General features: G+C 39.9%; 28 protein-coding genes and 1 pseudogene. 8 read left to right on the top strand and 21 right to left on the bottom strand.

The window, feature by feature from the left end:
• Positions 1-18: 18 nt before the first annotated feature.
• Complete coding sequence (locus HMPREF3020_RS09040; protein WP_049368073.1) at positions 19-717, bottom strand: tRNA1(Val) (adenine(37)-N6)-methyltransferase; 699 nt, start codon at positions 715-717, stop codon at positions 19-21.
• Between the two features lie 70 nt (positions 718-787).
• Between HMPREF3020_RS09040 and srmB the strand changes: the two genes are divergently transcribed.
• On the top strand, positions 788-2,119 hold the full coding sequence (srmB, locus tag HMPREF3020_RS09035; RefSeq protein WP_070776254.1) for an ATP-dependent RNA helicase SrmB: 1,332 nt from the start codon (positions 788-790) through the stop codon (positions 2,117-2,119).
• 38 nt (positions 2,120-2,157) lie between these two features.
• Here the strand turns inward: srmB and HMPREF3020_RS09030 are convergent, their stop codons facing one another.
• The 14 genes and pseudogenes from HMPREF3020_RS09030 to nudE form a co-directional block, all read right to left on the bottom strand.
• Positions 2,158-2,361 carry a surface antigen gene (locus tag HMPREF3020_RS09030; RefSeq protein ID WP_049357284.1) on the bottom strand — a complete coding sequence of 68 codons (204 nt, stop codon included), beginning with the start codon at positions 2,359-2,361 and terminating at the stop codon, positions 2,158-2,160.
• 129 nt (positions 2,362-2,490) lie between these two features.
• Positions 2,491-2,811 (bottom strand): DUF4298 domain-containing protein, encoded by a 321-nt coding sequence (locus tag HMPREF3020_RS09025; RefSeq protein WP_070776253.1) that lies wholly within the window; start codon positions 2,809-2,811, stop codon positions 2,491-2,493.
• A 79-nt stretch (positions 2,812-2,890) separates the two neighbouring features.
• Entirely contained in the window at positions 2,891-4,345 is a 1,455-nt protein-coding gene (gene gnd / locus HMPREF3020_RS09020) for a decarboxylating NADP(+)-dependent phosphogluconate dehydrogenase (protein ID WP_049374836.1), read from the bottom strand.
• Between the two features lie 70 nt (positions 4,346-4,415).
• Positions 4,416-4,862 (bottom strand): hypothetical protein, encoded by a 447-nt coding sequence (locus tag HMPREF3020_RS09015; protein ID WP_049384336.1) that lies wholly within the window; start codon positions 4,860-4,862, stop codon positions 4,416-4,418.
• A 16-nt stretch (positions 4,863-4,878) separates the two neighbouring features.
• Positions 4,879-5,088, bottom strand: a pseudogene (locus HMPREF3020_RS09010) (hypothetical protein); the annotation flags it as partial.
• A 16-nt stretch (positions 5,089-5,104) separates the two neighbouring features.
• The gene (locus HMPREF3020_RS09005; protein WP_049385177.1) at positions 5,105-5,437 is read right to left on the bottom strand and encodes an avidin-fold protein; all 333 of its coding nucleotides are present in this window, start codon (positions 5,435-5,437) and stop codon (positions 5,105-5,107) included.
• A 31-nt stretch (positions 5,438-5,468) separates the two neighbouring features.
• Complete coding sequence (locus HMPREF3020_RS09000) at positions 5,469-5,885, bottom strand: hypothetical protein (RefSeq protein WP_065422632.1); 417 nt, start codon at positions 5,883-5,885, stop codon at positions 5,469-5,471.
• Positions 5,886-5,911: 26 nt separating this feature from the next.
• On the bottom strand, positions 5,912-6,304 hold the full coding sequence (locus HMPREF3020_RS08995) for a GNAT family N-acetyltransferase (RefSeq protein ID WP_070776252.1): 393 nt from the start codon (positions 6,302-6,304) through the stop codon (positions 5,912-5,914).
• A 33-nt stretch (positions 6,305-6,337) separates the two neighbouring features.
• Positions 6,338-7,036 carry a 6-phosphogluconolactonase gene (gene pgl / locus HMPREF3020_RS08990; protein ID WP_049384639.1) on the bottom strand — a complete coding sequence of 233 codons (699 nt, stop codon included), beginning with the start codon at positions 7,034-7,036 and terminating at the stop codon, positions 6,338-6,340.
• Positions 7,037-7,097: 61 nt separating this feature from the next.
• Positions 7,098-8,579 (bottom strand): glucose-6-phosphate dehydrogenase, encoded by a 1,482-nt coding sequence (gene zwf, locus HMPREF3020_RS08985; protein WP_049384638.1) that lies wholly within the window; start codon positions 8,577-8,579, stop codon positions 7,098-7,100.
• Between the two features lie 72 nt (positions 8,580-8,651).
• A complete protein-coding gene (gene cysQ / locus HMPREF3020_RS08980) occupies positions 8,652-9,458 on the bottom strand; it encodes a 3'(2'),5'-bisphosphate nucleotidase CysQ (RefSeq protein ID WP_070776251.1) in 807 nt (268 codons plus the stop codon).
• A 9-nt stretch (positions 9,459-9,467) separates the two neighbouring features.
• Entirely contained in the window at positions 9,468-9,872 is a 405-nt protein-coding gene (locus tag HMPREF3020_RS08975; protein WP_049384636.1) for a hypothetical protein, read from the bottom strand.
• Between the two features lie 50 nt (positions 9,873-9,922).
• On the bottom strand, positions 9,923-11,923 hold the full coding sequence (locus tag HMPREF3020_RS08970) for an OPT family oligopeptide transporter (RefSeq protein WP_083315452.1): 2,001 nt from the start codon (positions 11,921-11,923) through the stop codon (positions 9,923-9,925).
• A gap of 114 nt (positions 11,924-12,037) precedes the next feature.
• Positions 12,038-12,586, bottom strand: coding sequence for an ADP compounds hydrolase NudE (gene nudE, locus HMPREF3020_RS08965; protein ID WP_070776250.1), 549 nt, complete (start codon positions 12,584-12,586; stop codon positions 12,038-12,040).
• A gap of 64 nt (positions 12,587-12,650) precedes the next feature.
• Here nudE and hslR point away from each other — a divergent pair, with 64 nt between their 5' ends.
• Complete coding sequence (gene hslR / locus HMPREF3020_RS08960; RefSeq protein WP_049368084.1) at positions 12,651-13,046, top strand: ribosome-associated heat shock protein Hsp15; 396 nt, start codon at positions 12,651-12,653, stop codon at positions 13,044-13,046.
• Positions 13,047-13,301: 255 nt separating this feature from the next.
• On the opposite strand, the gene HMPREF3020_RS08950 is transcribed toward hslR, so the two are convergent.
• The 3 genes from HMPREF3020_RS08950 to aphA all read right to left on the bottom strand — a co-directional run bounded on the left by HMPREF3020_RS08950 (position 13,302) and on the right by aphA (position 16,378).
• Positions 13,302-13,853 carry a TIGR00645 family protein gene (locus HMPREF3020_RS08950; RefSeq protein ID WP_070776278.1) on the bottom strand — a complete coding sequence of 184 codons (552 nt, stop codon included), beginning with the start codon at positions 13,851-13,853 and terminating at the stop codon, positions 13,302-13,304.
• A gap of 89 nt (positions 13,854-13,942) precedes the next feature.
• Positions 13,943-15,553, bottom strand: coding sequence for a DNA recombination protein RmuC (rmuC, locus tag HMPREF3020_RS08945; protein WP_070776248.1), 1,611 nt, complete (start codon positions 15,551-15,553; stop codon positions 13,943-13,945).
• A gap of 117 nt (positions 15,554-15,670) precedes the next feature.
• The gene (gene aphA / locus HMPREF3020_RS08940; protein ID WP_049369892.1) at positions 15,671-16,378 is read right to left on the bottom strand and encodes an acid phosphatase AphA; all 708 of its coding nucleotides are present in this window, start codon (positions 16,376-16,378) and stop codon (positions 15,671-15,673) included.
• 220 nt (positions 16,379-16,598) lie between these two features.
• Between aphA and hslV the strand changes: the two genes are divergently transcribed.
• Together hslV and hslU are read left to right on the top strand one after the other, a co-directional pair.
• Positions 16,599-17,129, top strand: a complete 531-nt coding sequence (gene hslV, locus HMPREF3020_RS09445; RefSeq protein WP_005695137.1) for an ATP-dependent protease subunit HslV — start codon at positions 16,599-16,601, stop codon at positions 17,127-17,129.
• A 9-nt stretch (positions 17,130-17,138) separates the two neighbouring features.
• Positions 17,139-18,473 (top strand): HslU--HslV peptidase ATPase subunit, encoded by a 1,335-nt coding sequence (gene hslU, locus HMPREF3020_RS08930; RefSeq protein ID WP_049369891.1) that lies wholly within the window; start codon positions 17,139-17,141, stop codon positions 18,471-18,473.
• Positions 18,474-18,540: 67 nt separating this feature from the next.
• Here hslU and slyD read toward each other — a convergent pair whose 3' ends face one another.
• From slyD to rraB, 3 genes are all read right to left on the bottom strand, one after another.
• Positions 18,541-19,179 (bottom strand): peptidylprolyl isomerase, encoded by a 639-nt coding sequence (gene slyD / locus HMPREF3020_RS08925; RefSeq protein ID WP_070776247.1) that lies wholly within the window; start codon positions 19,177-19,179, stop codon positions 18,541-18,543.
• A 44-nt stretch (positions 19,180-19,223) separates the two neighbouring features.
• On the bottom strand, positions 19,224-19,937 hold the full coding sequence (locus HMPREF3020_RS08920; protein WP_070776246.1) for an SIMPL domain-containing protein: 714 nt from the start codon (positions 19,935-19,937) through the stop codon (positions 19,224-19,226).
• A gap of 62 nt (positions 19,938-19,999) precedes the next feature.
• A complete protein-coding gene (gene rraB / locus HMPREF3020_RS08915) occupies positions 20,000-20,428 on the bottom strand; it encodes a ribonuclease E inhibitor RraB (RefSeq protein ID WP_049363970.1) in 429 nt (142 codons plus the stop codon).
• Positions 20,429-20,634: 206 nt separating this feature from the next.
• On the opposite strand from rraB, the gene truD reads away from it, so the two are divergent.
• Genes truD through HMPREF3020_RS08895 form a run of 4 tightly spaced genes read left to right on the top strand, consistent with a single transcriptional unit; the run spans position 20,635 to position 23,229 of the window.
• Entirely contained in the window at positions 20,635-21,657 is a 1,023-nt protein-coding gene (truD, locus tag HMPREF3020_RS08910; RefSeq protein WP_070776245.1) for a tRNA pseudouridine(13) synthase TruD, read from the top strand.
• Positions 21,657-22,397: a 5'/3'-nucleotidase SurE gene (gene surE / locus HMPREF3020_RS08905; protein ID WP_049364714.1), complete on the top strand. Its 741-nt coding sequence runs from the start codon at positions 21,657-21,659 to the stop codon at positions 22,395-22,397. The genes truD and surE overlap by 1 nt, the downstream gene beginning before the upstream one ends.
• A gap of 51 nt (positions 22,398-22,448) precedes the next feature.
• Entirely contained in the window at positions 22,449-23,024 is a 576-nt protein-coding gene (locus HMPREF3020_RS08900; protein WP_049364715.1) for a YqaA family protein, read from the top strand.
• A 16-nt stretch (positions 23,025-23,040) separates the two neighbouring features.
• Entirely contained in the window at positions 23,041-23,229 is a 189-nt protein-coding gene (locus HMPREF3020_RS08895; protein ID WP_049363974.1) for a hypothetical protein, read from the top strand.
• The last annotated feature ends 23 nt before the right edge of the window (positions 23,230-23,252 follow it).

The following is a 23,252-nucleotide window of genomic DNA, read 5'->3' as shown; positions in this document are numbered from 1 at the left end:
GGGCATAGTCATATGCCCTTACATTTTCAAATAAAATGCCTTCGTCAACGCAATAAATTCCTCTGTGTACTGATTGTTTTCGTTATAAATCACCAAGCTATCTTTTACCTGTGGTAAATGCTCTCGGCTAAACGTGAGTAATATCCGTTGTGGATCTTTCCCTGTCTTTGTAATGACATCAGTCTGCTTAATGCAACAGAGTGCGGTTGAATTTATCAATGTTTTCCCCGCCTCATAAGGCAAGACAAAACTGATTTTTCCTTTTTCGGATAAACAACTCGCCGCCCAATTTAACCAATCTAAATGGCTTTGTTGAACATAACGGGCAAGTGCTCGTTCATTATTTCTACATTCAACGCCTTGCGCAAAATAAGGCGGATTCGCCACAATTAAATCAAATTGATGTGCTGTTTGTTGGCAATAAGTTTGCACATCTTGGTGTGTTAAATAAAGGCGATTGTGCCATGGCGAAGCCTGGAAGTTTTCTTGTGCTTGTTGTGTTGCAAGGGGATCAAGTTCAACGGCTTCAATTTGGCAATGCTCATGACTTCGTTGGGCGAGCATTAATGCAACCAAGCCTGTGCCAGTCCCCATATCTAGAATATACTGACAATCAGATACATCCGCCCAAGCACCCAGTAAAATGCCGTCTGTGCCGACTTTCATTGCACAATGTTGTTGATTAATATGGAATTGTTTAAAGGTAAAGCTGCTCATAAAATCTTGCGGAAAATGACCGCACTTTCAGGTATAATCAGCCCCAATTTTAACAAATTAACGCAAAATAATGAATTTATCTCCATTTGAAGAATTCGCTCTTTCCCCCGAATTATTAAAAGCCTTAGAAAAGAAAGGTTATACTCGCCCAACTGCCATCCAATTAGAAGCGATTCCGGCTGCAATGGAAGAGCGTGATGTGTTAGGTTCTGCACCAACAGGTACAGGTAAAACTGCTGCATTTTTATTGCCAGCGATTCAGCATTTATTGGATTATCCCCGTCGTAAACCTGGTGCACCTCGCATTTTAATTTTAACGCCAACCCGTGAGTTAGCGATGCAGGTTGCAGAGCAAGCGGAAGAACTGGCGCAATTCACGCATTTGAAGATTGCAACCATTACTGGCGGTGTGGCTTATCAAAATCATGGGGAAGTATTTAATTCAAATCAGGATATCGTAGTAGCAACACCGGGGCGTTTATTGCAATACATCAAAGAAGAGAACTTTGATTGTCGCGCGGTAGAAATGCTAATTTTTGATGAAGCAGATCGCATGTTGCAAATGGGCTTTGGGCAAGATGCGGAGAAAATTGCGGCTGAAACACGTTGGCGTAAACAAACGCTCCTTTTCTCTGCCACATTAGAAGGGGAGTTATTAGTTGATTTCGCAGAACGTTTATTGAATGATCCGGTAAAAATTGATGCCGAGCCAAGTCGTCGTGAGCGTAAGAAAATCAATCAGTGGTATTATCACGCTGATAGCAATGAACATAAAATTAAGTTGCTTGCACGTTTTATCGAAATCGAGAAAGTGAGCCGTGGTATTGTGTTTGTCCGTCGTCGCGAAGATGTGCGTGAGCTTTCTGAAACTTTGCGTAAACGTGGCATTCGCTCCACTTATCTAGAAGGCGATATGGCACAAACGCAACGTAATAATGCCATTGATAAGTTGAAATCAGGTGTTGTTACTGTGTTAGTGGCAACTGACGTGGCTGCTCGCGGGATTGATATTGATGATGTCACACACGTCATGAACTTCGATTTACCTTATAGTGCAGATACGTATTTACATCGTATTGGTCGTACCGCTCGAGCAGGAAAAAAAGGCACAGCGGTTTCTTTTGTGGAAGCGCATGATTACAAATTACTCGGTAAGATTAAGCGTTATACAGAAGAACTTTTAAAAGCGCGTATTTTAGAAGGATTAGAACCTCGTACCAAACCACCAAAAGATGGGGAAGTAAAATCCATGTCTAAAAAGCAAAAAGCACGTATTAAAGAAAAGCGTGAAGAAAAGAAAAAATCAGAGGTGAAGAAGAAAGCTAAACTTCGTCATAAAGATACAAAAAACATTGGTAAACGCCGTAAACCTAGCGCAGAAAAAGCTGCAGAGAAACAATAAAAAATAACCGCACTCATTAAGTGCGGTTATTTTTTTGACTATTTATTGACTTGGCTACCGATTACGCCACCTAATGCGGCACCACCTAATGTGGTCGCGGTATTACCACCAAGCATATAGCCTGCTGCACCACCAATAGCTGCACCAGCTGTTGTATTTTTTTGTGTACGGTTCATATTTCCACATGCAGCAAGGGAAATAACAGTCATCGCGATAACAAGTGATTTTCCAATTAATTTCATAGGATCTCTCCGTGTTTAACATATAAAACTATCCATATTGATAGTACTCCATAAGACAAACGGATATGAATGAAAGTTCAAAAATATGCGTTTTTCGATGTTTTTTTGAACAATTAAATATATTGAATATTAATCTTTAGCTTGATCTAATACTTTCGCAATCACTTTCAAATATTCAATCGCCAATCCATGGTGTCCTGTACTCGCATTAAATACTAAATCTTCACTTAATACACCACAAGGCATATTTTCAGGAATTTCACCTTCTTCATAAGCCCGATAGTCAGCTCGCCAGTCACCATCAAAATAATAGTGTTCTAAGGTTTTCATTTTTGGTAAGAAGGCCTGCCATTTTTCAAGAAATTGTTCTGCGTCAGCTAAGAAACTCTCTGCTTCATTGAGAAGGTTTTCCATTTCTGAAATTTTATCTAAGCGTGATTGAGGTAACATAGGTTTCTCCAAAATAAGGTAAAAATAAACCGCACTTTATGCGAACAAAGTGCGGTGAGTTTATCATGCGTTTTTAGATTTACACATCATAAGTGGTAGATGCAGTATTACCACCGCGACCTGTCCAGTTGGTGTGGAAGAATTCACCGCGTGGTTTGTCGGTACGCTCATAAGTATGTGCACCGAAGTAGTCACGTTGTGCTTGCAACAAGTTTGCTGGTAAACGGGCTGAAGTGTAACCATCTAAGAAGGTAATCGCAGATGCCATACAAGGCATTGGGATACCTACTTCGATCGATTTTGCCACCACTTTACGCCAGTCACTCAATGCGTTTTCTAAAATGCCTTTGAAGTAACTATCTGAACCTAAGAAGATTAAATCTGGATTGGCTTCATATGCATCACGAATGTTACCTAAGAAACGGCTACGGATAATACAACCTTCACGCCATAATAATGCTGTTGCACCGTAGTTGATGTTCCAGCCAAATTGTTCAGAGGCTTCACGAATCAGCATAAAGCCTTGTGCGTAAGAAATGATTTTAGACGCTAATAAGGCTTTACGTACCGCTTCAATCCACACTTTTTTATCGCCTTCAACCGGTTGAATTGTTTTGCCAAATAATTGGTTAGCGGCAACACGTTGATCTTTAAAGGAAGATACGCAACGAGCAAAGACAGATTCAGTGATTAAGGTTAATGGAATACCGAAATCTAATGCATTGATACCCGTCCATTTACCGGTCCCTTTTTGGCCAGCTGTATCTAAGATCTTTTCAACTAATGGTTCACCATCAGCATCTTTATAACCAAGAATATCGGTCGTGATATCGATTAAGTAGCTATCAAGTTCAGTTTTTTTCCATTCTGCGAAGATAGCTTGCATTTCTTCATAGCTTAAGCCTAAACCTTCTTTTAAGAATTGGTAAGCTTCACAAATTAATTGCATATCGCCATATTCGATACCATTGTGAACCATTTTCACAAAGTGGCCAGCACCTTCTCCACCAACCCAGTCACAGCAAGGTTCACCTTGTTCGGTTTTAGCAGAGATGGCTTGGAAGATTGGTTTAACATATGGCCATGCTTCGTGGTTACCACCCGGCATGATAGAGGGTCCATGACGTGCACCTTCTTCACCCCCCGAAACACCCGAACCGATAAAGCGAATGCCTTTTTCAGCCAATGCTTTAACACGACGGTTGGTATCAGGATAGTTTGAGTTACCACCATCAATGATGATGTCGCCTTCTTCTAAGTGCGGTAATAATGCCTCAATGAACTGATCCACCACATCACCCGCGCGTACCATTAACATCACTTTACGTGGTTTCTCTAATTTAGAAGCTAAATCTTCTAAAGAGTATGCACCGATAATATTGGTGCCTTTTGCTGCACCTTGTAAAAATTCATCCACTTTTGAAGTGGTACGGTTATATGCCACCACTTTAAAGCCATGATCATTCATATTTAAAATGAGGTTTTGCCCCATTACGGCTAAGCCGATAACACCGATGTCGCCTTTTACTGACATTGTTTTCTCCTATTTTTAATTGGTAGGGGGACTTTTACCCACCATAATATTTTAAATCCTACAAGGATTATTACTTATTTATCTTTGCTAATTCTTTAAGAATATAGTTGAATCCGGAACTCTGCTTATTACTATCAGATTGATCCAAGTCTTTTGTGCTATTAATTAGATTTTTCCTATAATCCTCTCGATACGTCTTCACTATACGTTTCAGTTCTGTTAGGCTCTTACTAATGGGAGCTTCATTTTCATTTAGGTTGAGGACTCTGAAGTAAGACTGGTATTCTTTTAAAGTCCTAGTTAATCTTATAAAATCATGTTGCTTAATTGAACCTTTATTGTCATTTGCTATATTAAAACACTGCTGAGCAAAATTTTTTATATCATTAATAAGTATATCTTCTTCATTATCCTTTTGTTTTTTATTATTTAAGTAGTTGGTTAAATAGGCAGCACCAAAAGCTGAAACAATAGTTGATGCTGATGTAATACTTGCTATAAAGGTGTCGTTGTCCATACTTCTTATCTCCGGTTTAATAGTATTGGATGTTATGAGCTATTTTCTTATTATATCCACGAGCTTTTTGACTCTTCGTCCACGCACTCATATGTTGAGTAAATCCAATATGTGGATAATAATCCACTGCTTGTGGAGCAGATAAAAGCACGATTTTGGCTTGTGGATGTAAGGCTTGCTTAGTGTGTTCAATTAACTGCAAGATGATACCTTGTTTCAGATATTCTATAGCAAAACTTCTTTTAAATTTCTCTAATTAAAGAGCTACCTTGCTCTAACGTGTCTAGCCACTGCCATTTTTCATGGCCGACGAGTTTACTTTCTTCTAAAGAAAATGTTGTACAGCAACGCCCCAAACGATTTTCTAGAGATTGATTTAAATGTTGATACGTAAATTCAATTTGAGTATCGTTAATCCATTTTCCAATTAAAAAGCCTTTTAAAATTTCACCGCCACCATATTCTGCCCAAATCATTTTACCTTGTTGATGGTAATGAAATTCTGTTTGGCTACTGACCTCACCATTTGCGGTGTTTTCAACCGCAACAAATTTTTTATTATCTAAATTCAACATTAAGTCACTCCGCATCTGATGTATCTATATCTTATTTTTGCATAATGTAATGCATTTCTACATTTTTCGCTTTTGCGGCTTTTTCTAGATCTGCTTTATCACTTTGACTATCTCCAACAAGGTATAAAGATACATTCTTACCGACCTTTTCTGCATTATTTAGTCCATACATAGCAACTGCTTTATTCACAGATTGACTGTTCCCTGCAATTCCAATGTGTAAATTATCTGTAGCTAAAAGAGATATGAGTCGTTTTCCTGAAGTACCACCTGCGGTTCTAATCGTTGCTACAAGCATTCCATTTGAAACTGGGTTTCCTGCTTCTGGAACTTGAAGCATTACTGAGCGATTATCTTTTGGCATTTGTGTCGCTAACTGATCTAAAGATGGACCAGATGAACAAGCAAATAACAAAGTTGAAGTAAGCAGTACAAACAGTTTTTTCATTTTTGTCTCCATATCATTCTAATAAATTAACTCTTCGTCCATGCACTCATATGTTGAGTAAATCCAATATGCGGATAATAATCTACTGCTTGTGGAGCAGATAAAAGCACGATTTTGGCTTGTGGATGTAAGGCTTGCTTAGTGTGTTCAATCAACTTCAAGCCGATACCTTGTTTTTGATATTGTTCATCAACCGCTAAATCAGATAAATAACAGCAGTAGGCAAAATCTGTCACGGAACGTGCCACACCCACTAATCGTTCACCATCCCAAGCGGTCACTAATAAATCCGCATGATGCAACATTGCCGCGACGCGTTTTTCATCCTCTAACGGACGGCGTGCCCCGAGCGTTGTTTTATTTAACAATTCAATAAATTGTTTAACTGAAATCGGTTCATTCACTTTGTAGTCTATCATTTTGCAAGCCTGTGATATTTGATACTTAACCTGTTATAGCAATTTAGCTGCCGCTTTATCCAAATACCATTCCGTCACTCCATTTTTTGCTTTAATTTTTGCTGCGGGATAAGGCAGATTCTCTGCAGGAGTCGTTTGGATTTCTTTTAAAATGTCTGCTTTGCTTTCGCCAGTGACCAAATAGGTAATGCGTTTCGCTTGTTCAATGAGTTTGGCTGTTTTAGAAATGCGAATTTGACCACTTTCAGGGTGTTTAGCAATGACAGCTAGGTTTTCATCATCAAAATTGGTTTGATGTGGGAAGAGAGAAGCGGTATGACCGTCAGTTCCCATACCTAGAATGATCCAATCAAAAACACCGTTTGGAATGACCGCACTTAATTCTTCTTCGAAACGTTTTAACTCAAAGTGCGGTTCATTTTCGCCACGAATTCGGTGGATATTTTCTGCGGGAATTTGAATATGATCGAATAAGAGTTTTTGCACTTCACCGTAGTTGCTTTCTGAATCTGTTGGTGGAACCATGCGATCATCACCCCACCAAAAATGCAGATTCTTCCAGTTGATTTGTTCGGTATAAGGCGCTTTGGCTAAAGTTTTGAATAACAGCTTAGGTGTTGAACCGCCAGAAAGAGAAATATGCACAGGGTGACTTAATTGACTATAAATCACAAATTCTTGAGCAATCTTTTCAACAGCGTGTTGAGCCGTTGGGAAGGTAATGGTGTTCATGTTTGTTTCTCTCTATTCGGTGATAAGCCTTCTTCTATTGAAGAAGGCGAGATATTGATGACTAAACCTTTTTCTTCATTTTACCGCTTGGTTTACGCCATACGCGACCGCTTTTCGCAATGAGTTTTTCAGCGGCAACTGGTCCCCAAGTGCCGGCTTCATATTCATGAACTCGGCCGCCCGCTTCTTTGTAGTCTAAAATCGGTTGAACGAATTTCCATGCGGCGTGTACTGCGTCAGTACGCGCAAAGAGTGTCGCATCGCCTTTCATCGCATCAAGCAATAAGCGTTCATAAGCTGTTAGCACTTGCTCATCGGCTAAATCGGCATAACGGAAATCCATTGATACTTCTTTCGCTTCGAAGCCTGCACCTGGTTTTTTCAAACCGAAGCGCATTGAAATGGCTTCATCAGGTTGAATACGGATGATCAATTTATTCTCAGGCGCATTTTGACTGAATACCGGATGTGGCGTGGTTTTGAAATGAATCACAATTTCTGTCACACGTGCTGGTAAGCGTTTACCTGTACGCACATAGAAAGGCACACCTGCCCAACGCCAGTTTTCGATTTCGCAACGTAGCGCCATAAAGGTTTCAGTGCGAGAGTTAGCAGGTACACCTTTTTCTTGTAAATAGCCTTTGACTTCTTTGCCATCAATTTCCGCAGCAGTGTATTGGCCAAGCACTAAGTTGTGCTCAACGTCATCTTGCGTTAATGGACGTAAAGAATGCATGACTTTGGCCACTTCATCACGCATTGAGTTCGCATTGATGATTGCGGGTGGTTCCATGGCAACCATGGCTAAAACTTGTAATAAGTGGTTTTGGAACATGTCACGCATTGCGCCAGAACCATCATAATAGCCACCACGTTCTTCTACACCAATGGCTTCGGCACCCGTAATTTCGACATAATCAATGTAATTACGGTTCCAAAGTGGTTCGAATAAGCCATTCGAGAAGCGCAAAACAAGCAAGTTTTGTACGGTTTCTTTACCAAGATAATGATCGATACGATAGATCTGATGTTCTTCAAAGAAACGATGAATTTGGACGTCGAGTTCTTGTGCTGTTTTTTCATCGTAACCAAAAGGTTTTTCGACAATAATACGTTTCCAACCGTCTTTTTCTTCGTTTAAACCATGGGCCGCGAGGCATTCTGGAATTACACCATATAAGCTTGGTGGCGTGGACATATAGTAAAGGGTGTTGCCATTCGTTTGATATTTAGTATGTAATTCTTCTAAACGAGGGACTAATTTACCGTAATCCGCAGCATCAGATGTGTTTACCGCTTGGTAATAGAGATGACTACAAAAAGCGTCTAGCGTTTCTGGAGTGGTTTCTTCTGTTTCAAGTAACGCTTCACGCATTTTTTCACGGAAAGTCTCATCGTTTAATTCTGAACGCGCGACACCTAATACAGAAAATTTGTTTAAGCGGCCAAATTTGAAGAGATTATAAAGTGCGGGAATGAGTTTACGGTGAGTTAAATCACCGGAAGCACCAAAAATTACGATACAGTTATTATTCGTTTGCATATTATTCCTTATTGTTCCGAGTAGTATTTTTAAATAATGCAATATATTACTGCACTTTACCAATCGAACCAATCAATTAAATTGAAAGACAGATGCCCAATTTTGTGTATTATCTGCCACCATCACAAAGGGTGGATTAATTAAACTTTCACGATGATTATAGGTGAGCGGCTGATAGTGCGGATCGAAAATCATCCCATTGATTTCAGCTAATAAAATTTCAGCGCCTGCCGTATCCCATTCACCGGTTTTGCCGAGGCGAACATAGCAATCAACAATTCCTTCTGCAACCAAACCACTTTTCAAACTACTCGAACCCACCACCGTAAATTCACATGGCAAATTCTTCGCTAAAATTGACCGCACTTTTTCTTGTGAGGTGGTGGCGCCTACGGCGATTTTTAACGGTTTGGTGAGATCTATGTTTCTTGGCTGTAAGCGTGTTATCTCTTTGTTACTTTGTTTGAATGCCCCAAAACCTTTCATGGCGTAATAGGTGATATTCAAAATAGGGAAGTGAATCACGCCTAGCACAGGTTGGTGGTCTTGCACGAGTGTAATCAATACGGAGAATTGATCGGTGCGATCAATAAATTGCTGCGTGCCATCAAGGGGATCGATTAGCCAATAAGTGTGCCAAGTTTGGCGTTGTTCAAAGGGGATATTGCAGTTTTCCTCTGAAATAACAGGAATGTCAGGGAAAAGTGCGGTCAGTTTTTCGATTAGAAATTGGCTGACAAATAAATCGGCTTCCGTGACAGGGGTGTTATCCGATTTGGTTTGTATTGTCACATTCTGTTGGTAAAAATGAGTTAAATGTTTTCCCGCTTCATTAGCGAGTGTGCGGACTTGATCGAGAAGAGATTGAGATAATTGCATGTTTATTTCCTACTTTGATTTCGGTAATAACAAGAAGAGGCAAATTGTCGTATAGATTGCTAGGATGACAGAGCCCTCTAAGACGAATAATACACGATCAGTCAGATATTGGGTATTGGGTGCGATGAGAAGATTGCCGATGCTCCAATAACAAAAAAGAATGATGAATGAAAAAATGAGAATTTTATTCCACTGATGACGTAGATAGCCGCGGTATTTAGCAAAGTAAGCGTTGATTATCGCCGGCACGGTAAGTGGCCAGAATGTAAGAAAGAAACCAAATAATGCGGCATCGAAGTTACCTTCTTTGCAGTAGTCTAGACCAAAAATGGCATAAGCAATAACACTACCTATCAACTGAGTAATCAGTGGGAAGATAATCATTGCCTTTAGATAAGGGGATTGCGTTGACACCTTAAGCTCCTAGAAAAATAGGCTATCCGAGGACAGCCTATTTAAATCCATTATTTCGATTTCTTCGCACGTAATACACGAGAAACGAAAATAAAGATACCAAAGATAAATACGGCAAGACCAAGTAATTCGCCAATATTATCCCAGTTTTCTAACGCTAAGGCTAATGGTGCTTCTGAACCACCCGAAGTCACAGATGCTGCAATGATAAAGGCTAAGATAACGCCCATTAAGCTTTCACCCACAATTAAACCTGCCGCGAAGAGTGTGCCGAAACGTTCTGCTTTTTTCTCTACTTCAGCGTCATGAGTGCGTTTTGCATAGTTTTTAATATGACGGGTGATGAACCATGCCATTACAGCCCCAACGACAACCGGCATATTGATTGATGGTGGAAGGTAGATACCAATCCCGACGGCTAATACCGGTAAGGCAAAGCGACTGTTACTGGTTTTACGCATAAATGCATCTACAATAATCAACACAATACCTAAGCCCACACCACTTAAAATATAAGTCCATTCTAATTGGTTCGTAAAAATACCTTTAGAAATGGTGGTCATAATGGTGGCTTGAGGCGCAGAAAGTGCTTGTGTTGGATCCATGTCTGGACGCGGTAATGCACCCGTGAAACCATAAGCGTGGTATAAAATTTCTAATACTGGTGCAATCACTAATGCACCCACGAAACAACCGATAATCAATGCAACCTGTTGTCTCCAAGGGGTGGCTTCAACTAGAAGACCGGTTTTTAAGTCTTGTAAGTTATCGTTTGAAATAGTCGCGGTGGTTAAAACGATAGATGCCGTGAATAAGGTCAATGCCGTTAAGAATTTTTGACCGTCAGCCGTTTCAAATAAACCACTGCTTTTACCAATGGTTACTAAAACAAGTGAAATCACGATAACAGAAATGATCCCGATACCAGAAATAGGGCTAGAAGATGAGCCTACAAGTCCAGCCATATAACCCGATGCGGCTGCAACGAAGAAGCCGATTAACACCGCGAGTAGCGTACAAACCACCACTAATAATACGGCAAGTTCAGCAGAAATAGGTGCTGCTGCCACAAAGTGATATAAGGAAATCACGATTAACACGACAGTCGCCAATAAAATGTAAATGATGGTTTTTGGTGATAAGTCGATATCAATACGATGTTCTGATTCCTCTTGGGAACCTTTTAACATACGGAAAGAATGAATCATCCCTTCGATCATTGGTTTGAGAAGGATTAATAATGTCCAAATCGCCGCGATACCGATAGTCCCGACACCAATAAAGCGAACTTTGGTTTTCCATTCAGCCATGGCATAACTAACAATAGAGGCATCAGTTGGCATATCGCCTGTTGCAGTGAAATAAGGTACTGCGACACCCCAAGCAAGGAATGTGCCGAATAACATGGCTAGACCGCCTACGATACCAATTAAGTAACCCGCCCCCACTAAGGCAAGAGAGAAGCCCATTGGTAATTGGAAAATCGCTTTACCGTTAGAGAACCATGCGCTCGCGCTATCAGACATGACACGTAATGCATTGGTGAAGAATGCAACGGTACCTGCAAAAATACCGCCGTAAGCAATATCTTTTACACCACTGTCGCTTTCGCTATTGTTGCCCGCTTTTAAGATTTCAGCCGCTGCCACACCTTCAGGGTAAGGTAAGTCGCTGTTTACTACCATTGCACGACGTAATGGAATGGTAAATAGTACGCCTAGAGTACCACCAGAGGCACAGATAAGCACAGTTTGCCAAAATGGAAATTCTTGCCAGTAACCCATCATTAATAGGCCTGGAAGCACGAAAATAACAGAAGATAGCGTCCCTGCTGATGAAGCTTGGGTTTGTACCATGTTATTTTCTAAGATACTGGAATCCTTGAAGAATTTTAAAATTGCCATAGAGATTACGGCAGCTGGAATAGAGGAGGCAAATGTCATCCCCACTTTAAGACCTAAATAAACGTTAGATGCAGTGAAGATCACTGTAATTAACGCGCCAAGGAACATTCCTCGGAAGGTCAATTCTTTTAAATTATCATGCGACATAAATTTTCCTGTTTATTTTGAAAAATGGCGATACATTCTCAAAAAAAGAATATTTATGCAAGTTTTATTTAAAATTAATCGCTTGCGATTAGAATTTATCTAAATTTATTCGATTTATTTACGTTTTTTCAAAAAATCTCGTAAAGAATAAAGTGCAGCTAGGTTTCTGGCTTCATTAAATTCATCACTGACTAAAAGCGTATCAAGTTGCGATAAAGGATAACGCACGATTTCTAATGGTTCAGGCTCATCGCCTTCTAGTTGATTTGGATACAGATCTTCACCTAATAACACATGCATTTTATGTCCCATAATTTGTGGATTGATTTTCATGGTACGTAAAAATGTCCATTTTTTTGCGCCAAAACCAATTTCTTCCTGCAATTCTCGATTGGCACTTTGTTCGGGCGTTTCTCCCATATCCATTCCACCTTTTACAAAGCCTAACTCATATTGTTCTGTTCCGACCGCGTATTCACGAATGAGGAGTAAATCTTCACCATCAATCGCAATTACCATCACAGAATCTCGATTGAAAGGGCGGAAACGTTCATAAGTGCGGTCAATTCCATTGGAGAATTTGAGTTCAACAGCTTGAATTTCAAACAAGCGAGATTTTGCCACCGTAGAAAGGGAGAGAATGTGTGGAAGTTGTTTTTTCATGATATTAGCCCTATTATCTTATTATTGGCTCATCATACGCAAAGTCAGAGAAATAGGAAGAGTTATGGCTGAAAATAACGAAGTACGGTTAGATAAATGGCTTTGGGCGGCGCGTTTTTATAAAACCCGTAGCATTGCGAAAGCGATGATTGAAGGGGGAAAAGTCCATTACAATGGTCAGCGTGCTAAAGTGAGTAAAAATGTAGAAATTGGGGCGATGATTAAACTCCGTCAAGGCAATGATGAAAAAGAAATTGAAGTGATAGCTTTGAGCGATCAACGTCGTGGCGCCCCTGAGGCCCAATTGCTTTACCAAGAAACGGCGCAGAGTGTGAAAAAACGCGAGGAAATGGCGTGGGCAAGAAAAAATAATGCCCTTTCAATGCCGCATCCTGATCGTCGACCAAACAAAAAAGAACGTCGAGATTTATTGAAATTTAAACACCAAGATGAGTTCTAGAAAACAAAAGTGTAGTCAAATTTGACCGCACTTTTGATTTATTATTTTATCCTGTTTGGATTCCATCCACACAGTTTAGCTAATCGAGAGTATTCATCATCTGGCATACTTTTGATGTGATCTGGATGAATGTAACAATCTTCATATACTTTGTCGTAAACTTGATCGACCAAAAAGCATCCATTAAGAAGGAAAATAGAGACCATTGCTAGGAATGCCAAACTCATTTTATAGATTATTTTCATTTGTTATCCTTTAATGATTTTTATGACTTGTACTGTATAGGATTTTATCGGTATAAGCCATCGCAATCGCTGAAATCAAGAAAGAAAAATGAATAATCACTTCCCACATAATTGTTTTTTCAGGAATTTTTGAAGCATTCACAAAGGTTTGCAATAAGTGAATAGACGAAATACTGATAATTGACATAGAAAGTTTCACTTTCAGTACTGTTGCATTCACATGGCTCATCCATTCAGGTTGATCTGGGTGGTTTTTCGTGCGTAGTTTTGAGACGAAAATCTCATAACCGCCTAATGTCACCATTACCAATAAGTTAGCTATCATCACCACATCAATGAGATTGAGCACGGCGAGCATAATGGTGTCTGCATCCATTTCATTAACATTGGTGATGAGATACCACAAATTTTTCATAAACTTGTAGGCATAGATGCCTTGTACGACAATTAAACCTAAGTAAATAGGCACTTGTAACCAACGACTTGCAAAAATTGTTTTGCTTAGAAAATTGGTTTGTTCGTTATATTTTGCACATGGATTCGTGATGTCTTTTTGTTCCATAGCCATAAATTCCCCCCACAAATAAAAAATTCAAATAAAAAAGCGGCAAGAAAATAGCCGCTTTTAACGAAAAATTCAACAGGTATGTTTTATTTTACCCCGTTCTCGGTAGTGACAAGGGATAGGCGCGTTAAATCCACGTCATTATTGAGCAATTCAACGTTTGGCATAGTCTTGTTAGCTTTCGCTGACAAGTCTTTAAATCGCTCCACTTTCCCCACTAAACCTTGTTGGCCCACAAGAGCGGTAACAGTACTGTTATATTGATTACTTACGGTGGAAAGGGTATTGCCCAGTTTGCTCAAACGTTCTGCTACCAAGCAAATCTGGTTGTAAATTTCGCCTGCTTTTTCTGCGATTTCTTTCGCCTCAGCATTACCTCGTTCGATACGCCATAAATTTGCCACTGTGCGTAAAATTGGCATGAGAGTTGTGTGTGAAACCATAATGACATTTTTCTCATACCCATAATTAAACAGACTTGGGTCTAATTTTAAGGCTTCAATATAAGCGGGTTCTACAGCGATGAACATCAAGACAAAATTAGGGCTGCGCATGCCAATCAAATTGCTGTAATCCTTGCGGTGCAAGTCATCAATGTGATTTTTCAGGGCTTTAATATGCTCCCTTAGTAAACGCTCACGTTCAAATTCATCCTCAGAATTGACCGCACTTTCATAAGCATTCAATGACATTTTGCTATCAATGATAATGTTTTTTTCATCGGGCAGATTCAGCACAAAATCAGGATAGTTTCGACCGCCTTGCTCATCTTTAAAATGGGCTTGTGCACTGTAATGCACGTTCTCAATTAAACCAGCCAACTGAAGTGCACGCTCAAGTTGCACTTCTCCCCAGTTACCTAAGGTTTTCTTTTCACCTTTTAGTGCAGAGGTTAAATTATTGGCTTCTTTCGACATGTTTAAGCCAATTTCCAACACCTTTTTGATTTCCGCTTCTAAACCCGCATTGCCTTTCACCGATTCCGAATGGATTTCATTGACTCGTTTTTGAAAGCCTTCGATTTGTTCACGGAAAGGCTTCAACAAGATTTCCAATGCGGTTTGATTGGTTTGATTAAAGGATTGGCTTTTTTCTTCCAAAATACGGTTGGCCAGATTTTGGAATTCCACACCAAGCTGTTGTTTGGATTGCTCAATATGCTGTTGCTGTTCAGCAAAATGTTTTTCTTTTTCAGAAAGCGTCGTTTTTAATTCTGTTAATTCTTGTGAGAGTGCGGTCAATTTTTCCTGCGTTTTTTGCTGCTCTTGTTCTTTTCTAAGTAGATTTTCCTGAGCTTGTTGTAATTGACCTTGCAAGCTTTCGGCTTGAGCGGATGCAATCCCAAAACGTTCTTTTAATGCGGTGATTTGCCCGCCAATTTGATCATGACGGAGCTGTTCTTCATCCAATTCTTTTTCTAAATATTGGATTTTTTCATCACGTTCATTCAGGCGAGTTTGCAAACCTTCTGCATGAGTTTGTGCTTTAACGGCTTGTTGTTCTAATTGATTTTTGACCGCACTTAAAGAATCAAAACGCTCCGCTAATTGATTGTAATCTTCGATAGTTTTATTGAGATCTTGTTGTAATTCTTGCGTATCTCGTTTGCTGCGGCTTAATAGAAAAAGCATCACAATGCTGATGAAAACCAGCACGGCAATGATGATTAAATATTGATTAGAGGTGAGTTCTGACATAAATAGGCTCCTGGAAACAGAAAAATTTTAGCATATTCCCAGAAACTTTTTAAAAATTAAGATTGTTAATTAGGTAAGAAAAGTGCGGTCAAAATAACCGCACTTTTTTTATAAAGATTAGTAGTTAGAGTTAATCAATACTTCTTCGCCGTAGCCACCAAGGGTTGGCATTGGTTGGTAAGTGGAGTTAGCGGCACGCATTAAACGAATACCACGAATACCTGCTTCTTTTGCGGCTAGGATATCGTCATCGCTGTCACCATAGTGAATACTTACTTTGTGCTCAATAATACCCGGTGTTTTATTATATTTAGTTGGAAGTTTGCGACCACCCATGAATTCTACAGGATGCATGTCTTTAATATTAAAGGCTTTTTGTAGCACAGGTGTCACACCATCTTTATCACCTGCTGTACGACCGGTAATGAAATAAATTTGGTCACCACGTGCTTGGTGCATATTAATTAAATCCACCGCAATTTGTTTTGGAATAGAATATTGGTCACAACCCGCATTTACTTCATTCCAGAAATCTTGATTTTTTAAGTAATCATTTTTACCTGGTGAGTATTTTTCTTGGCCGTGATAGAAACAAGGGCTACTGAAAAGGACAGTATCGTCAATGTCGAAGCTCACATTAATTGGTGCTTTGCCTTCCAATTCTTTTTTTAATTGTTCAACAGAGATCCAGTGAATCGGCTTTTGCTCTGTCATTTCACGAGCATTCGTACCTTGTTCAGTGTAAGGTTCTTTGTTTGATGCAAAAGTAGAGACTGCGCTTGCCGCTAAAACTGCAATGGCAGAAAGTTTAAGTAAATTTTTCATGTTTTCCTCATTAAGTAGTTTGTTTTACTTGTAACAAATCATATCCCTTTAAAATATGGGTGTGAAATAATAGCAATCGTTTGCTATTTAAAAAAGTGATCTTTATCACATTTTTTTCAGATGATTGTTTAATAAAGCATCAAAGAAAAATTACCCCTTGAATTTGGCTGAATCGAACGCCATATAACGAATAACTTTTCTTAAAAGAAGGATAAAAAGAATGACAACAATTGTAAGCGTACGTCGTAATGGCCAAGTGGTTGTTGGGGGCGATGGACAGGTTTCATTAGGCAACACCGTCATGAAAGGGAATGCCCGTAAAGTACGCCGTTTATATAATGGCAAAGTTTTAGCCGGTTTCGCAGGTGGTACAGCCGATGCGTTCACCTTATTTGAATTATTCGAACGTAAATTAGAAATGCATCAAGGGCATTTGTTAAAAGCCGCCGTGGAATTAGCGAAAGATTGGCGAACCGATCGTGCGTTACGCAAGTTAGAAGCAATGTTGATTGTGGCGGATGAAAAAGAAAGTTTAATCATTACCGGTATTGGTGATGTGGTGCAACCGGAAGCCGATCAGATTTTAGCCATTGGTTCTGGTGGTAATTATGCATTATCGGCAGCCCGTGCGTTGGTGGAAAATACCGATTTATCAGCTCGTGAAATTGTGGAAAAATCTTTAAAAATTGCCGGTGATATTTGCGTGTTTACCAATACAAATTTCACTATCGAAGAATTACCGAATAAATAAGGAAAAATTATGTCTGAAATGACCCCTCGTGAAATTGTTTCCGAATTAGATCAACATATTATCGGCCAAAAAGAGGCGAAAAGAGCGGTTGCGATCGCATTACGTAACCGTTGGAGAAGAATGCAGTTGCAAGAGCCACTTCGTCATGAAGTGACCCCTAAAAATATTTTAATGATTGGGCCAACGGGTGTGGGTAAAACCGAGATTGCGCGTCGTCTTGCAAAATTAGCCAATGCGCCATTTATTAAAGTGGAAGCGACCAAGTTCACCGAAGTGGGCTATGTGGGGAAAGAAGTGGATTCCATTATCCGTGATTTAACGGACAGTGCGATGAAATTGGTTCGCCAACAAGAAATTGCAAAAAATCGAGCGAAAGCAGAAGATGCGGCGGAAGATCGTATTTTAGATGCATTATTGCCCCCACCGAAAAATCAATGGGGTGAAGTCGAAAACCACGACACCAACAGCAGCACTCGCCAAGCGTTCCGTAAAAAATTACGTGAAGGACAATTAGACGATAAAGAAATCGAAATTGATGTGTCTGCAGGCGTTTCAATGGGTGTGGAAATCATGGCACCTCCAGGCATGGAAGAAATGACCAATCAGTTGCAATCCATGTTCCAAAGCCTGGGTTCGGATAAAACCAAAAAACGCAAAATGAAAATTAAGGATGCATTAAAAACCTTAATTGACGATGAAGCGGCCAAATTGATTAATCCGGAAGAATTGAAGCAAAAAGCCATTGATGCGGTTGAGCAAAACGGTATCGTGTTTATTGATGAGATCGACAAGATCTGTAAAAAAGGTGAATACAGTGGCGCAGATGTTTCTCGTGAAGGTGTGCAACGTGACTTATTGCCATTAGTGGAAGGTTCAACAGTTAATACGAAACACGGGATGGTGAAAACCGATCATATTCTCTTTATTGCATCAGGTGCATTCCAAGTGGCGCGTCCATCGGATTTAATCCCAGAATTGCAAGGTCGTTTACCGATTCGTGTCGAATTGTCTGCATTAACGGCAGAGGATTTTGAGCGTATTCTAACTGAGCCAAATGCCTCTTTAACAGAACAATATAAAGCGCTTATGGCGACAGAAGGCGTGAGCATTGAATTTACACAAGATGCCATTAAGAAAATTGCTGAAGCTGCTTTCCGTGTGAATGAGAAAACAGAGAATATCGGTGCAAGACGTTTACATACCGTTATGGAGCGTTTAATGGATAAAATCTCATTTGATGCGAGCGATATGAACGGACAAACCGTGAATATTGATGCGGCCTATGTGATTGAGGCATTAGGCGAAGTGATCGAGAATGAAGATTTAAGTCGATTCATTCTGTAATGAAAGTTTAGATAAAGAAAAAGTGCGGTTAAAAATAACCGCACTTTTTTTATCTCTTAAATGAAGATTAGTGACCGCCACAACCACAGCCGCCATTACCGTGTCCGTGATCATGATCGTGTTTATGACCACCGCCACAGCAACCGCCGTGTCCATGATCGTGATCATGGTGGTGATGGCCGTGACCGCCGCAACCACAACCATGACCATCTTCGTCATCATGATGGTGGTGGTGATCATGTGCTCCATGTACATGACCGTGAGCAATTTCTTCTAATGTTGCTTCACGAGTGCCAACAACTTCCACAGTGAAGTGTAATTCTTGACCCGCTAACATGTGGTTACCATCAACTACCACTTCATCGCCATCCACTTCAGTAATCACAACAGGAACAGGACCGATATCCGTGTCAGCTAAGAAACGCATACCCACAACGACTTCATCAACGCCTTGGAATACATCTTTTGGTACACGTTGAACCATGTTTTCATTGTATTCGCCGTAGCCTTCTTCAGGTTGAACACGCACTTCAAATTTGTCGCCAACTTCTTTACCTTCTAAGGCATTTTCAAGACCAATGATTAAGTTATTGTGGCCTTGTAAATATTCTAATGGTTGATTTGCTGGTGCTTCATCAACTAATACACCGTCTTGAGTACGTACTTGGTAAGCAATACTCACAACCGTATTTTTTGCTACTTTCATATTGTTTTCCTTATTAAAAAAATCGTCATTCATTGTATAGAAAATTATTCTTTAAGCAATGCAATTCGCGCATTCACACTGACTTTAATTTTCTCTTTACCACTTTGAGTGTAAGTTTCATCTTTTTCATCCGAGTAAGATAAACTTTTTGCCATCATTGTCCCTGCGGCATAAGGGCGAAAATCATTCGCGGAATCATTGGCAGAAGACACATCAAGGCTTTGTGTGTGATAACCTTTCATCTGCAAAGATTCTTGAATTAAGAGTGCTTTATCTTTAACTTTCGCTAAAGCCTCTTTGGTTAATTCATTTTCTAAACTACTTAATTTCTCACGTGAAACAGAGGCACTTACGCGATCAATGGCTAATACACCATCTAATTCATGTACAAGTGTTGATAACGCTTGAGAATCTTTACTTTCCAAAGTTAATTCTGCACGCGCAATCCAGCCTTGTTGTTTGCCTTTATTGTCATAACGAATCCAGGTATTGCGAGAATTATCTTTAATTTCAACCGCACTTTGTGCTTTTGCTAACTCAATGGCTTTATTCATTTTTTCTGCCATGGTTTTATTGAGCGCGGATAAATCATTGCCTTCCGCTTGGTAAAAAAGGGACACTTGCAATAAATCTCGTTCTACCTCTCTTTCAGCTTCAACACTAAAGCTGACATCCGTTGGCTGATGAGATACGGGCTCTGCTGCAAAAGAAGTGATAGGCAAGGCAAGTAATGCTAAAGAAAGCGCTTTGAGTTTCATTGTTTCATTCCTATTTGGGTAAGATAAAAATTAAGGGCGGTTTAACACGCCCTTTGTTATTATTAATGTAAACGTTCGTTGTCGTCTTCGACATCTTCATCGTCAAAAAATTCGCCATCATCGCCGTATTCATCGTCCTCTGCATTCGGATCTTCAAAATACGTGCCCCAGCCATCATAAATGCCTTTGTATTTTTCCACTAATGGTAAAATTTCTTTTTGTTGTGCATCAATAATTTCAGGTTTTAATTCTACTTCACTGATGATGTCAAAACAGAAAATGACCTTGCCATTTTCATCTTCAAATTCTTCTGCTTCTGACACTTCATAGCCCGCTTTGAAAGCATCCACGGCAATTTTTTCTAAGGTATCAAAATCATAATGAGCGATGTGATGTTCGATAATATAAAGGGCATCCGGATCGCTGCCGTCATTTAATAAATCCGTAATGATTTCACGGGTTTCTTCTTGGAGTTCGTTAAAGTTCGTCATAAGGCATTCCTTTTGTCAGAAAGAGTGCGGTCATTGTAGGGGATAAAGATGAAAATGTCGCTAAAAATTTATGCTCATTTCAGTTTGCCTTGACGGGGAGGAAAGGTTAAAATTCTGCGCGAATAAATTGTGCTTAACATGCCCAGCTGATCACGCTATTTATTGCAGCGAAAAAAGTTGGGCTTTCTTATTTTAGAACGAAAAAAATGGTCAAACATCTCCCTTATTTCACCTTAAAAACACCACCAAAAACAACCGCACTTTTAAAGCAAGTGTTCGCTGATTTTATTGTTAAAGAAGATCTGGGCTATGAAATGTCAGGTGAAGGCGAATTTGTGGCGGTAAAAATCCGTAAAACGGATTGCAATACATTGTTTGTGGGCGAAAAGCTAGCCAAGTTTGCAGGCATTTCTGATCGAAATATGGGGTATGCGGGTTTGAAAGATCGTCATGGCATTACGGAACAATGGTTTTGTTTGCAAATGCCAGGTAAAGAAACGCCAGATTTTAGCCAATTTCAATTGGAAGGTGTCGAGATTTTAGAAGTGACTCGCCACAATCGTAAAATTCGCACGGGCAGTCTTCAAGGAAATGCTTTTGAGATTTTATTACGTGGCGCAAAAGAAAGTGATGAATTAAATGAGCGCTTAAATTTTGTGGCGAAATACGGTTTCCCTAACTACTTTACCGAACAACGTTTTGGGCGTGATGGTCATAATCTGACTCAAGCAATTCGTTGGGCGAAAGGGGAGATTAAGGTCAAAGATCGTAAAAAACGCAGTTTTTACCTTTCAGCGGCTCGCAGTGAAATTTTTAATTTAGTTGTAGCAGAACGAATTGAACAAAATGTGGCAGATCAGGTTCTAAGAGACGATATTGTGCAATTAAATGGATCGCACAGTTGGTTTAAAGCTGATGAAAATGAAGATTTAGCGGTTTTACAGCAACGTTTGAACGAGCAAGATATTTTGCTGACCGCGCCTTTAATTGGCGAAGAAAATTTATCTGCAAGTGCGGTCGAAAATCAAGTGGTTTTGGAACATCAGGTTTTCCAAGAGTTAATGAAACAAGAAAGAATGAAAGCCGCTCGCCGCCCTTTATTGATGCAGGCAAAAGATTTCCATTTGACGTTTGTTGAAGACGGATTGAAGCTCTCATTTTATTTGCCAGCAGGGAGTTATGCCACTGCATTGGTGCGAGAGTTAGTGAATATTAAGGAAGAAGAATAATGCGAATTTTAGTCAGCAATGATGACGGTTTTCACGCCGAAGGGATTCAAGTTTTAGCAAAAGAATTACGAAAAATTGCCGATGTGGTAATTGTTGCACCCGATCGTAATCGTAGCGCGGCATCAAGCTCATTAACGCTTGTTGAGCCACTTCGCCCACGTCATTTAGATAGTGGTGATTATTGCGTGAATGGCACACCGGCTGATTGTGTGCATTTGGCACTAAACGGTTTTTTATCTGGACAAGTGGATCTTGTCGTATCAGGCATTAACGCGGGTTGCAATATGGGGGATGATACGATTTATTCAGGTACTTTGGCTGCGGCATTGGAAGGCCGCCATTTAGGGTTGCCAGCTATTGCGGTATCTTTAGATGGTCGTTTGCATTATGAAACCGCCGCTCGTGTGGTGTGTGATTTAATTCCAAAATTACATCCTCAATTATTGAATAAACGCGAAGTGATCAATATCAATGTGCCGGATTTGCCTTACGAAGAACTCAAAGGCATTAAAGTCTGTCATTTAGGCTATCGCTCATCCGCTGCAGAAGTGATTAAACAAGAAGATCCTCGTGGCGAAAATATTTATTGGATTGGTCCGTCAGGCTTGCCAGAATATGATGGTGAAGGCACAGATTTTCATGCGGTAAAAAATGGTTATGTTGCCATTACGCCAATTCAAGCGGATCTTACGGCTCATCAGTCAATTGCTGCTTTACAAGATTGGCTGGAAAGTGAATAATGTGCCGTTTTGAAACGAAATTTCCCTATTGAAGCAATAAAGGATAAGTGAATGAATATTTTTGGTGCGATGTATGATAAAACAATGCAATGGTCAAAACATCGCTTTGCCGTGTTTTGGTTATCCTTTGTGAGTTTTATTGAGGCTATTTTTTTCCCTGTTCCACCGGATGTGATGTTGATTCCGATGTCAATGTCAAAACCGAAAAGTGCATTTCGTTTTGCTCTTTATACCACGATTGCTTCGGTTGTCGGTGGAATGATTGGTTATGCTATTGGTTACTACGCCTTTGATTGGGTTCAAGGCTATATTCAACAATGGGGTTACCAAGCTGCTTGGGAACAGGCCATGGCGTGGTTTAAAGAATGGGGTATTTTAGTGGTCTTTGTTGCCGGTTTTAGTCCTATTCCTTATAAAGTTTTCACCATTTGTGCCGGCGTGATGCAAATGGCATTTATCCCCTTTGTGATAACCGCATTTGTATCGCGTTTTGCTCGTTTTATTTTAGTCGCAAAACTCGCCGCATGGGGCGGAGAGAAATTCGCCGCGAAATTACGTAAATCCATTGAAATCATTGGTTGGAGTGTGGTTGCTCTGGCTGTGATTGCTTATCTTATTTTAAAATAACAGGATGACCTTTTTTATGAATAAATTACTCTTAATTATCTCGAGTGCATTGTTGATCTCAGCTTGTACAGGAGAACCACAAAAACAAGATCCCGATGCATTACCTAATGGTATTATGCAACCCGTAGAAGGAACGGGAGCCGTTGCCGGTGGTAGCTTTATGCCGGAAATTGAAAAGAATTCGATGCCAAATCAAATGAAATAAATTTAATGTTAAAGGAAGAATAA

Source organism: Haemophilus sp. HMSC068C11 (assembly GCF_001815355.1).
In the GTDB taxonomy this organism is placed as follows: domain Bacteria; phylum Pseudomonadota; class Gammaproteobacteria; order Enterobacterales; family Pasteurellaceae; genus Haemophilus_D.
The sequence above is the reverse complement of the archived record's forward strand: the minus strand, read 5'-3'. Positions and strand labels throughout refer to the sequence as shown.